Here is a 12105-nt window from a genome sequence, read left to right as displayed (position 1 = left end):
AGACGATTACCCCGCCGGTTTTCACTTTTCAGGATTTCCGGCCTGACCGCCTGATCGACAGCCTGAGCCGTTACGGTATCTGGCTTGATTCCGGTCTGACGGAACTGAACAGCTATGAAAACCGCGTATATCAGTTTACGGATGAAAACCGTACCCGCTATGTGATGAAATTCTATCGTCCGGCCCGCTGGAATGAGGCGCAGATCCGTGAGGAGCACGACCTGACCCTGACACTGGCTCAGGCCGGGCTGCCGGTCGCGGCACCGCTGGCCTTTGACGGCGACACGCTGCTGTCACAGGACGGTTATCTGTTCGCGCTGTTTCCGTCGGTCGGCGGACGGGCGTATGAGACGGATAATCTTGATCAGCTGGAAAGCACCGGGCGGCTGCTCGGACGGCTGCATCAGATAAGCCGGGAACGCTGTTTTGAGCACCGGCCGGCGATCGGACTGCAGGAATATCTGCTGACACCGCGTGAAATCCTCGCGCAGTGCCCGCTGATCCCGCAGGCGCGTCGTGACAGCTTTATCGCGACACTGGATACCCTGATCCGTGAGACATCCGCCCGCTGGCACGACGACTGGCACGCCATTCGCCTGCACGGGGATTGTCATCCGGGTAATATTTTATGGCGTGATGAACCGTGGCTGGTGGATTTCGATGATGCCCGCAACGGTCCGGCAGTGCAGGATCTGTGGATGCTGCTCAGCGGGGATACGGATTCGCGCCGTTATCAGTTGGATATTCTGCTCGATGCCTATCAGGAGTTTTGTGACTTCGATACGCGGGAGCTGGCACTGATTGAACCGCTGCGCGCCATGCGCATGGTTCATTTTTTATCCTGGGTGGCACGCCGCTGGCAGGATCCCGCTTTTCCCCGGGCATTTCCGTGGATGGCGGAAGGTGATTTCTGGTCACAGCAGCAATCACTGATGACTGAACAGACAGCCGTACTGGCGGAGCCTCCGCTGACGCGCTTTCTGCCTTATTGATTTTCAGGAGAGATAAAGATGAAGAAACTTTGGTTAGCGCTGATTGGATTTGCGATGTCATTCAGTGTCTTTGCAAACCCGGTATCGGGAAAAGAGTACACCGAACTGAGCACACCGGTAACAAATCAGCCTGACGTGGTGGAGTTTTTCTCCTTCTACTGCCCGCACTGCTACCAGTTTGAAGAAAACTTCAAAGTACCGGAATCCATCAGCAAAAACCTGCCGGAAGGGGCGAAACATGAACGTTATCATGTTGATTTCCTCGGCGGTCCGATGGGGCCTGAACTGACCAAAGCCTGGTCTGTGGCAATGGCGATGGGTGTTGAGGACAAAGTGACTCCGCTCCTGTTCGAAGGCATTCAGAAAACCGGCACAATTAAAACCCCTGCTGATGTCCGTGACGCCTTTATCAAAGCAGGTGTGACCGGCGAGGATTATGATTCCGCCGCGAACAGCATCTTTGTTAAATCCCTGATTGCCAAGCAGCAGAAAGCGGCTGCGGATTACAAATTACGCGGTGTGCCGGCAGTCTTTGTCAAAGGTAAATACCAGATCAACAACGCCGGTCTGGAAGTCAAAGATGTGAATGAATACGGTAAAGCGTTCTCTGATACGGTCAATTATCTGATCAAACAGAACTGATCACAGTATCTGTATCTCCGGGAAGCAATGGCGGTAACGCCATTGCTTTTTTACTATCCACATTAATCAAGTGATTACAACGGCAGATTATCTTGCGGTATTCGTTTATAACCTATTGATTTTTTTGAACGAGATTCAGGCATATCGCGCTGCAGACAGTGATTTACATAGGGTTCATAAATTTACCCACAAAGTTATCCACAGCTTGTTATTTTTTATTTCCAGGGCAAACCCGTCCTGTTCTGAGTGCGGGAAGATTAACGGCTGAGGCTGATAATAGTCGTCTGATGCCGCAGTCTGTGGCATGCTACCCGCAAGAATCCATTTAATACTGTGAAGGCAATTATGGCTCAGATTGCAGACAACCCTTTGATTTTAGTCGATGGTTCATCGTACCTCTATCGTGCTTACCACGCATTCCCTCCGCTGACTAACAGCGCCGGACAACCGACCGGTGCCATGTACGGCGTGCTGAATATGCTGCGCAGCCTGATAATGCAGTATGAACCCAGCCATGTTGCCGTGGTATTTGATGCCAAAGGTAAAACATTCCGTGATGAATTGTTTGAAGCCTATAAATCACACCGCCCGCCGATGCCGGATGATCTGCGTGAGCAGATAGTGCCGCTGCATGACATGGTCGTCGCGATGGGGATGCCGCTGTTATCTGTTTCCGGCGTGGAAGCGGATGATGTTATCGGGACACTGGCGAAACAGGCGGCGGCAGAAGGCCGTGCCGTGCTGATCAGTACCGGTGATAAAGATATGGCGCAGCTGGTGACCCCGGATATCACCCTGATCAATACCATGAACAATACCATTCTCGGGCCGGAAGAGGTGGAAACCAAATACGGTGTTCCGCCGTCACTGATTATTGATTATCTGGCGCTGATGGGCGACTCCTCCGATAACATCCCGGGCGTGCCGGGCGTCGGCGAGAAGACCGCTCAGGCCTTATTACAGGGGCTGGGCAGCCTGGATGATATTTATGCGGACCTGGATAAAATTGCCGGACTGAGCTTCCGTGGTGCCAAAACCCTCGCACCGAAGATGGAAACCAATAAAGAGATGGCATATCTCTCTTACACTCTGGCGACCATCAAAACCGATGTGGAACTCGATTGCACCTGGGATTCCCTGGCACTGACGGAACCGGACTTAGATAAGCTGCATGCATTATTCACGCAGTATGAATTTAAACGCTGGATAAGTGATCTGGAAAACGGCGGCTGGCTGGCGAAGAAAAGTACTCGCAGCGCGTCGTCAAAGGCAGCGGTAACCACCGCAGTACAGACCCCGGCTGCACCGGCGGTCACGCCGGACATCAGCAGCGAAAACTATGAAACTATTCTTGATGAAGAGGCGCTGAACCGTTGGGCTCAAATCCTGCGTGAAGCCGGTGAGTTTGCGTTTGATACCGAAACCGATAGCCTGGATAATCTCTCCGCGCGTCTGGTCGGGATGTCTTTTGCAGCAAAAGCAGGCCATGCGGCGTATGTGCCGATTGGTCATGATTATCTGGATGCACCGGACCAGTTGTTAACTGAGCAGGTGCTGCGGGTGATGAAACCGATTCTGGAAGATGAAAAAATACGGAAAATCGGTCAGAACCTGAAGTTTGATCGCGGGATTATGGAAAATTACGGTGTGGAACTGCGCGGAATCGCCTTCGATACCATGCTGGAATCCTATGTGCTCAACAGTGTCGCCGGACGTCATGATATGGACAGCCTGGCCGACCGTCATCTGAATTACAAAACCACCACCTTTGAAGATATCGCCGGGAAAGGCAAAAAGCAGCTGACGTTTAATCAGATCCCGCTGGAAGAAGCTGCCAATTATGCGGCGGAAGATGCGGATATCACACTGCTGCTGCATCAGGCGCTGTATCCGCAGCTGGAAGCCGAAAAATCGCTGCTGCATGTCTATCAGGATATCGAAATGCCGCTGGTGCCGGTGCTCTCCCGTATGGAACGGACCGGGGTTCTGATTGACGCCAATGTGCTTGCCGCACAGTCAGTGGAGCTGACAGCCCGTCTGGATGAGCTGGAAAAACAGGCGTTTGCGATTGCCGGAGAGGAGTTCAACCTCTCTTCACCAAAGCAGCTGCAAACTATTCTGTTTGAAAAACTGAATCTGCCGGTGGTGAAGAAAACTCCGGGCGGTGCACCGTCAACCAATGAGGAAGTGCTGGAAGAGCTGGCGGATAACCATGAACTGCCGCGCGTGATCCTCGAACACCGCAGCCTGTCCAAACTGAAAACCACCTATACCGATAAACTGCCGCTGATGGTGGATCCGAAAACCCGCCGTGTGCATACCTCGTATCACCAGGCAGTGACCGCGACCGGCCGTCTTTCTTCCCGTGACCCGAACCTGCAGAATATTCCGGTCAGAACCGATGAAGGCCGCCGTATCCGTCAGGCATTTATTGCCCGTGACGGCTACTGCATTATGGCCGCGGACTATTCTCAGATTGAACTGCGCATCATGGCGCATCTGTCACAGGACAAAGGGCTGCTGAAAGCTTTTGCCGAAGGTAAGGATATCCACCGCGCAACCGCCGCCGAAGTGTTTGGTATGCCGCTGGACGAAGTGACGGCGGATCAGCGCCGCAGCGCGAAGGCGATCAACTTCGGCCTGATTTACGGCATGAGTGCATTTGGTCTTGCCCGTCAGCTGGGGATCCCGCGCGGCGAAGCGCAGCGCTATATGGATCTCTATTTTGAGCGCTATCCGGGCGTGCTGGAGTATATGGCCCGAACCCGTGAACATGCGGCAGAAAAAGGCTATGTGGAAACACTTGAAGGCCGCCGTCTCTGGCTGCCGGAAATTAATTCCCGTAATGGTATGCGCCGCAAGGCGGCTGAGCGCGAGGCGATCAACGCCCCGATGCAGGGCACCGCAGCAGATATCATCAAAAAAGCGATGATTGCCGTGGATGACTGGCTGCAAAAAGAGAACATCGATGCGCTGATGATTATGCAGGTGCACGATGAACTGGTGTTTGAAGTACGAAAAGAACAACAGGCTGAGATGGCAGAGAAGATCCGCGGGCTGATGGAAGCCGCGATGAAACTTGATGTGCCGTTAAAAGTAGAAGCGGGGGTAGGCGCCAACTGGGACGAAGCCCACTAATTTACGCGTCATCTTTCAATCCATGGCCGCGTTGGCCGCACTCAGAAATCCGGGTCACATACTGGTGTATGCTCCCCGGATTTCTTCCTTTGCCGCCTTGCCACAAATTGAAATCTATAGCGTAAAGGCATTGTGCTCTGAATCGTGTTTGTTTGATCACGCGTCATCTTTCAATCCGTAGCTGCGTTGGGCATGCTCAGAAATCCGGGCCACATACTGATGTATGCTCCCCGGATTTCTTCCTTTGCCGCCTTGCCACAGACTGAAATCTATAGCGTAAAGGCATTGGTCCCGGAACGGGTCTGTCAGGCGTTTTCTTCCCGCATTTTCAGGGTTTTCTTCACTTTTTTCTCAATGCGCTGGCGCTTCAGCGGCGAGAGATGATCGATAAATAACTTGCCGTTGAGATGGTCGATTTCATGCTGAAGGCAGCCCGCCTGTAATCCTTCCGCCTCAAGGGTATGTTCTGCACCGTTTATATCCTGATAACGGACAGTAACAGCGGAGTAGCGTTGTGTCTCCGTATAACTCTCCGGCAGGGACAGACAGCCGTCCATCATCATCATTTCGCCGTCGCACTGAATAAATTCCGGATTAATCAGCGCCATCGGCTGATCGCGGTTTTCAGAGACATCCACGATAATCACACGCTTACAGACACCCACCTGCGGCGCGGCAAGGCCGATGCCCCGTTCGGCATACATGGTTTCTGTCATATCCGTGACAAATGTTTTCAGTTCGTCATCAAAAACCGTGACGGGTTGGGCCGTTTCCCGCAGGCAGGGATCAGGAAAATGCCGTAATGTCAGTAATGCCATAGCTAACTCACTAATATAAATAAAAATTATGGGGAGACGTACTCCCGGATGCGCTCAGACTATCATAACAGTATGGTGTGAAAACGGCATCATTTGTGCTGTTTTGTTGCTATTTTGTGCGGATAGTCCCGGACTACCTATAGATCCAGATCGCATAAATATGTAATTAAAGTACATTTGGAGGGAATTTGACGGTTTTATGACAAGCTGAATCGTGCGCAATCTGAAAAAAAATTACAAAAAAGGTTTTTTTGTCGGCAAATTTGCGGTAAAGTTATTCGCGTAGGGTACAGAGGTAAGATGTTCTATCTTTCAGACCTTTTACTTCACGTAATCGGATTTAGCTGAATATTAGCTGCTCCGGTCAGACAATGTCTGACCGGAGCATTTTTTTTGCATAAAAAAACCCGCTGTCGCGGGCTTCTTCATGAGCGGATATTTCAGAGGATCACTCTGCGTCGCTTTCGCTGAACCAGGTGTCCAGTTTCAGACGTAATTTATCAATGCCGATTTTTTTCAGGGCGGAGAAATATTCCACCTGAATATCGCCGGTTTCACTCAGGTCAGTCAGTGCATCACGCACCGCCATCAGCTGCTTTTTACGTGCGCCGCTGGCCAGTTTGTCGGCTTTGGTCAGCAGTGCCAGAACCGGTACCTGCATAGCCACAGCCCATTCAATCATCTGCATATCCAGGTCTTTGAGCGGATGGCGGATATCCATCAGCACCACCAGACCGCGCAGACAGTCGCGCTTTTGCAGATATTCACCCAGCGCTGCCTGCCATTTGCGTTTCATCGCTTCCGGTACTTCGGCGTAACCGTAGCCCGGCAGGTCAACCACACGGCAGCCCTCAGTGACTTCAAACAGGTTAATAAGCTGGGTGCGTCCCGGGGTTTTACTGGTCCGCGCCAGGCTTTTTTGTTGTGTCAGTGCATTCAGTGCACTGGATTTTCCGGCATTGGAGCGACCGGCAAACGCCACCTCGATCCCCGTATCTTCCGGTAAATGGCGGATATCCGGTGCGCTGATGACAAAATGGGTCGCTTGGTAGTTGTGCGTTTTAATGGTCAAAATCTGTTCTCCTCAGGTCGAAACCGGGATGATTATAGCCTAATGCCTGTTGTTTAAGAACTGTGGCAGACAGATTACTGTGTCTGTTTATTCTCAGAGCGGAAAAAAGTAATAACAATAATCGGGCTGTGTGTGGTAACCGATATAATCCGGAAAAAACAAAGTCTTCCCGGTGGAAAAAACACGGATATTTACGCGCAAAAAGATAAAAAAACAGAGCGGTTTATTATCGGTTATACAGGCAGGTGTTATTTTTTATTTGGCATAAGTTGAATTTTTCATCAGAGAATGAAATTTACGCATAAAAATCAATATGATATTTATATTTACGCGTTAAATGCAATAAAAGCATCAGCAGAATGAACGGTTCCGTCTTATTTTACTAAATTACGGGCTGTGCGCAGAATATCATCAGTACAAATACGTGAAAAATTCTTATATTAATTAGTTATCCCGGCAGTAAAGGTAAATTAAAGTAAATCTGTGGCGCTCAGCGCCATTGCCCATTAAAATCGGTAAGATTAGTGTCAGTTTATTTCGTTGAAAGGAATTGGGAATGTTAAAACGTGTTTTAGTTACATTTGTGGCAGCCTGTACCCTCAGTGCAACGTCGCTGGCGTTCGCGGCGGAGCAGACGCATGTTAAATTTACCACCACCGCAGGCGATTTTGAAATTGCGCTGGATAATGAAAAAGCGCCGCAGACTGTGGAAAATTTCAAACAGTATGTCACCGATAAATTCTATGACGATACAACATTCCACCGTGTCATCCCGGGCTTTATGGTGCAGGGCGGCGGCTTTACGGCGGATATGAACCAGAAACAGACCCGCCCGCCGGTAAAAAATGAAGCGGATAACGGCCTGCGTAACCTGCGCGGCACCATTGCGATGGCGCGTACCGCAGATAAAGACAGTGCAACCAGCCAGTTCTTTATTAACGTAGCGGATAATGCATTCCTCGACCACGGCCAGCGTGATTTCGGCTATGCTGTGTTTGGTAAAGTCGTGAACGGCATGGAAGTTGTCGATAAAATCTCAAAAGTGAAGACAGAAAACATCGGTCCGTACCAGAACGTGCCATCGACACCGATCAAAATTATTTCTGCAACTATCGTAAAATAAACCGTATTTTCGTGCAGACTAAGGGGAATATTTCCGGATATTCCCCGTAAGCATGTCAAACTCCCTGATAGTCTGAATAAGACGATATCTGCCTCTGCGGCACCATGCCGCATTCGGGCTATTTTCTCTGTCCGGCTGTGGTATTATAGCCCGCTTCATGAAACTGTCTGTGCAATCCCCCGGGGTTGCAGGGTATTGTCAACGTGTGCCTGATACAGCAGTTTGAAAATAAAAAAGATAAATATATCAGTCGGATATAGATAATCATGCTATTAATTATCGATAATTATGACTCATTTACTTATAACCTGTATCAATACTTCTGTGAGTTAGGTGCAGATGTACAGGTTAAACGAAATGATGCCGTCAGCCTCAGTGATATTGAGCAATTATCGCCATCTCACCTGGTGATCTCACCGGGTCCCTGCACGCCGTCAGAAGCCGGTATTTCACTGGATGCGGTCAGCCATTTCGCCGGTGAAATCCCGATCCTCGGGGTGTGTCTCGGGCATCAGGCTATCGGCCAGGCATTCGGCGCGCAGGTGGTGAAGGCGCGTAAAGTGATGCACGGCAAAACCACAGCAATCCATCATAATCAGCAGGGTGTGTTCAAAGGGCTGAACCGTCCGCTGACCGTCACCCGCTATCACTCGCTGGTGATTGCCCCGGAAACATTGCCTGCCTCGTTTGAGGTTACCGCATGGAGTCTGCATGACGGCAATGTGGATGAAATCATGGGGATCCGCCATAAAACCCTGCCGATTGAAGGTGTGCAGTTCCATCCGGAAAGTATTCTCAGTGAACAGGGGCATGAACTCCTGAATAATTTCCTGAAATACTAATCAGTTATCGCTTATTTTATCCCCGGTTCTGTTTTTTCATTCGTTTTGATTTGATTTTTTATTCATATTTGGTGATTATATTTTCACTTGTGGATAGATCAGGTAAGGAACGATGACAAAACAGAATGCGGTTACGCGCGGCACTTATGATGAAGTGATGCTGCCAATTTATGCACCGGCTGATTTTATTCCTGTCAGAGGTCAGGGAAGCCGGGTGTGGGATCAGAACGGCACTGAATATGTTGATTTCGCCGGTGGTATTGCCGTACTGGCGCTGGGCCATTGTCATCCGGCACTGATCGCGGCCCTGAAAGCCCAGAGTGAATCGCTCTGGCATGTCAGCAATATTTTTACTAATGAACCGGCGCTGATACTGGCGCAGAAGCTGATAAAACATACGTTTGCGGAACGGGTTTTCTTTGCCAACTCCGGTGCGGAGGCAAATGAAGCCGCATTCAAACTGGCGCGTCATTATGCACTGACCCGTCATCATCCTTATAAAACCAAAATTATCGCTTTCCATCACGGCTTCCACGGCCGGACACTCTTTACCGTTTCTGTCGGTGGTCAGCCGAAATATGCTGATGGCTTCGGGCCGAAACCGGCAGATATTATTCATGTGCCTTTTAACGACCTTGATGCTGTCAAAGCAGTGATGGATGATCACACCTGTGCCGTGGTGCTGGAACCTGTCCAGGGCGAGGGCGGGATCACACCTGCCACACCGGCCTTTATGCAGGGCCTGCGTGAATTATGTGATAAACATCAGGCGCTGCTGGTATTTGATGAAGTGCAGAGCGGGATGGGGCGCAGCGGCAAACTGTTTGCCTATATGGATTACGGCATTGAGCCGGATATTCTGACCACGGCCAAAGCGCTGGGCGGCGGTTTCCCGATCAGTGCCATGCTGACAAAACAGGACATTGCACAGGTGATGGTACCCGGTACGCACGGTACAACCTACGGCGGCAACCCGCTGGCCTGTGCGGTCGGTAATGCGGCCTTTGATCTGATCAACGACCCGGCATTGCTGGCGGGGGTGAATGAGCGCCATCAGTGGTTTGCGGATGCACTGCAATCTCTGAACAGTACATTCGGTGCATTTGCGGAGATCCGCGGGAAAGGGCTGCTGATTGGTGCCGAACTGGCGGGCATTTACCGCGATCAGTCAAAAACCCTGCTGGGGCTGGCAGCCAAAAACGGCCTGATGCTGCTTAACGCCGGTACCAATGTTCTGCGTTTCACGCCATCGCTGATTATTGAAAAAGCCGATGTGGATGAAGGAATGAAACGGCTGGCGAAAACCCTGAATGATTTCCGGGAAATGCAGTAAATCCATCACGGTAACATGTTTAACTAACTGATTTGTATATTTTATTACTATATTTACTGTGATAGGTTTGCCGGACGTTTATCTAGTCTCAGTAAAGCAATAGCAATTCGGTTTTCAGGCAGATTTGAAGAATTTCTTCATGGCAGTTTTTATGTTCATCTCTATCGCTTCTCTGTCGATGGGTTTGATTTTGTGGTTATTTTTAGTCCGGTCGACATTACTGATGCGGCATATTCGGCGTTCCGGAGTGCAGAGGCGGGGTTCAGGCTTCCGGAACGATGCTATGACCTGAAGTTTGATCGCGAAGATAATTTTTTAAACTCAACGTTCTATCAGGTACCGGAAAGAGGAATGTGTTCACGGCGTTATGGATTTGTTCAGGATCTGGCTGTTGCCCTGCAACGAATTGTGATTCTGCATTGTCAGCAATATGCTGCGAAGGTTTATTTTATGATTGCAGAGAATGATAAGTTAAAACGCTACTATGACAGAATTTTACAGCACGGACATGATAACGTACTATCAGAAATAAAAGCGGGCCTTGGTGAAGGGGGGAAAGGGTATGTACTCAAAACGCGACATTTCTGAGATAAAAAAAATGAGTATCAAAGAGCGTAAAATAGCAGCAATGCGTCAGTTGAAAGCCTCTTTTGATCAAGCCGGCCGCGAAGGAAAGCTGCGGGTTCGCAGAGCTGATATTCTTCAGTAATAATGATGAGCCGGAAACAAAAAAACAGGCGCAGATGCGCCTGTTTTGGTGATAAGGGCGGTCCGGATTAACGGGTGCCGTATACCACGATGGTTTTACCGTGTGCGGAGATCAGGTTTTGATCTTCCAGCATCTTCAGAATACGGCCGACGGTTTCGCGGGAACATCCCACAATCTGGCCGATTTCCTGACGGGTAATTTTGATTTGCATGCCGTCCGGATGAGTCATCGCATCCGGCTGTTTTGCCAGGTTCAGTAATGTCTGGGCGATGCGGCCCGTCACATCAAGGAATGCAAGGTTTCCGACCTTTTCTGATGTGGTTTGCAGGCGGCTTGCCATCTGCGCGGAAAGGCGCATAAGGATATCCGGGTTAACCTGGATAAGCTGGCGGAACTTTTTGTACGAGATTTCTGCAACTTCGCAGGCGCTTTTTGCCCGTACCCACGCTGTACGTTCCTGTCCTTCCTCAAATAATCCGAGTTCACCGATGAAATCACCCTGGTTGAGATAGGATAAAATCATCTCTTTGCCTTCTTCATCTTTGATCAGCACCGCAACAGAACCTTTTACAATATAGTAGAGTGTTTCTGCCTTTTCGCCCTGATGAATAAGCGTGCTTTTGGATGGATATTTGTGGATATGGCAGTGAGACAAAAACCATTCAAGCGTGGGGTCTGTTTGTGGCTTGCCGAGAACCATTCGCGTTATCCTCTGTTGTTAGTTATTGCAAACCGTTGTTTACGCTCTGCAATTATATAAAGTCTTAGCTTATCATATTAACTTGCTGAATTTCCGGCAAGTTAGTTTATTAAAATAGTATAATAATCCTCACGGAAAGATATTGATCTTAGCCATAGATAAATCCTTGCCGTGTTTTTAGCACAGGAAAACTGTCCTGTCTTCCACTGTCTCGCTTCAGCATAATAAACTATGGGATAGATTGCCAGCCCGTGAATGAAAGGGTAGTCTGTCGTGAATTATATTGATGATGAGGGTATAAAAATGGAAGCGCGTGTAAAGTGGGTTGAGAACATGACTTTCTTAGGGGAATCCGCGTCAGGACACCAGATTACAATGGACGGTAATGCCGGTGAAAAAGCTCCGAACCCGATGGAGATGGTACTGATGGCAACCGGCGGCTGCAGCGCCATTGATGTTGTCTCTATTTTGCAAAAAGGCCGTAATCAAGTCATTGATTGTGATGTAAAACTCACCGCTGAACGTCGTGAAACCGCGCCACGTTTATTCACTCATATTAATCTGCATTTTATTGTGACCGGCCGTGACCTGACTGAAAACGTTGTCGGGCGTGCCGTGCAATTATCCGCTGAGAAATATTGCTCTGTTTCATTAATGTTAGGCGAAAGTGTTAACATTACGCATAGTTTTGAAGTAAAGAATATTGAATGATTTTTTGAAATATTATTTTTATTTT

At 49.4% G+C, this 12105-nt stretch carries 12 protein-coding genes; 9 read left to right on the top strand and 3 right to left on the bottom strand.

Annotated features, from left to right (window positions below; translation table 11 throughout):
• Positions 1-5 precede the first annotated feature (5 nt).
• From X965_RS05790 to polA, 3 genes are all read left to right on the top strand, one after another.
• Positions 6-992, top strand: a complete 987-nt coding sequence (locus X965_RS05790; protein WP_371257981.1) for a serine/threonine protein kinase — start codon at positions 6-8, stop codon at positions 990-992.
• A gap of 18 nt (positions 993-1010) precedes the next feature.
• Positions 1011-1634 (top strand): thiol:disulfide interchange protein DsbA, encoded by a 624-nt coding sequence (gene dsbA / locus X965_RS05785; protein WP_004236525.1) that lies wholly within the window; start codon positions 1011-1013, stop codon positions 1632-1634.
• Positions 1635-1979: 345 nt separating this feature from the next.
• Entirely contained in the window at positions 1980-4772 is a 2793-nt protein-coding gene (gene polA / locus X965_RS05780; protein ID WP_036417388.1) for a DNA polymerase I, read from the top strand.
• Positions 4773-5077: 305 nt separating this feature from the next.
• Here polA and def read toward each other — a convergent pair whose 3' ends face one another.
• Both def and yihA read right to left on the bottom strand, forming a co-directional pair.
• Complete coding sequence (gene def / locus X965_RS05775) at positions 5078-5590, bottom strand: peptide deformylase (RefSeq protein WP_036413535.1); 513 nt, start codon at positions 5588-5590, stop codon at positions 5078-5080.
• Positions 5591-6038: 448 nt separating this feature from the next.
• The gene (yihA, locus tag X965_RS05770; RefSeq protein WP_004236522.1) at positions 6039-6662 is read right to left on the bottom strand and encodes a ribosome biogenesis GTP-binding protein YihA/YsxC; all 624 of its coding nucleotides are present in this window, start codon (positions 6660-6662) and stop codon (positions 6039-6041) included.
• 556 nt (positions 6663-7218) lie between these two features.
• Here yihA and ppiA point away from each other — a divergent pair.
• The 5 genes from ppiA (at position 7219) to X965_RS19300 (ending at position 10669) form a co-directional block, all read left to right on the top strand.
• Positions 7219-7785, top strand: coding sequence for a peptidylprolyl isomerase A (gene ppiA, locus X965_RS05765; protein WP_004236521.1), 567 nt, complete (start codon positions 7219-7221; stop codon positions 7783-7785).
• Positions 7786-8051: 266 nt separating this feature from the next.
• Positions 8052-8627, top strand: a complete 576-nt coding sequence (locus X965_RS05760) for an aminodeoxychorismate synthase component II (RefSeq protein ID WP_004236520.1) — start codon at positions 8052-8054, stop codon at positions 8625-8627.
• A gap of 112 nt (positions 8628-8739) precedes the next feature.
• Complete coding sequence (locus tag X965_RS05755) at positions 8740-9960, top strand: aspartate aminotransferase family protein (protein WP_036417386.1); 1221 nt, start codon at positions 8740-8742, stop codon at positions 9958-9960.
• 192 nt (positions 9961-10152) lie between these two features.
• The gene (locus tag X965_RS19305; protein ID WP_156341066.1) at positions 10153-10548 is read left to right on the top strand and encodes a hypothetical protein; all 396 of its coding nucleotides are present in this window, start codon (positions 10153-10155) and stop codon (positions 10546-10548) included.
• Entirely contained in the window at positions 10523-10669 is a 147-nt protein-coding gene (locus tag X965_RS19300; RefSeq protein WP_004240731.1) for a hypothetical protein, read from the top strand. Before X965_RS19305 ends, X965_RS19300 begins: the two co-directional genes overlap by 26 nt.
• A 67-nt stretch (positions 10670-10736) precedes the next feature.
• Here X965_RS19300 and crp read toward each other — a convergent pair whose 3' ends face one another.
• Positions 10737-11369, bottom strand: coding sequence for a cAMP-activated global transcriptional regulator CRP (gene crp / locus X965_RS05745; protein WP_004240730.1), 633 nt, complete (start codon positions 11367-11369; stop codon positions 10737-10739).
• A 303-nt stretch (positions 11370-11672) separates the two neighbouring features.
• Between crp and X965_RS05740 the strand changes: the two genes are divergently transcribed.
• Positions 11673-12080: an OsmC family protein gene (locus X965_RS05740; RefSeq protein ID WP_015422409.1), complete on the top strand. Its 408-nt coding sequence runs from the start codon at positions 11673-11675 to the stop codon at positions 12078-12080.
• Positions 12081-12105 lie beyond the last annotated feature (25 nt).

This window comes from Morganella sp. EGD-HP17 (assembly GCF_000512315.2).
GTDB lineage: Bacteria > Pseudomonadota > Gammaproteobacteria > Enterobacterales > Enterobacteriaceae > Morganella > Morganella morganii.
The sequence above is the reverse complement of the archived record's forward strand: the minus strand, read 5'-3'. Positions and strand labels throughout refer to the sequence as shown.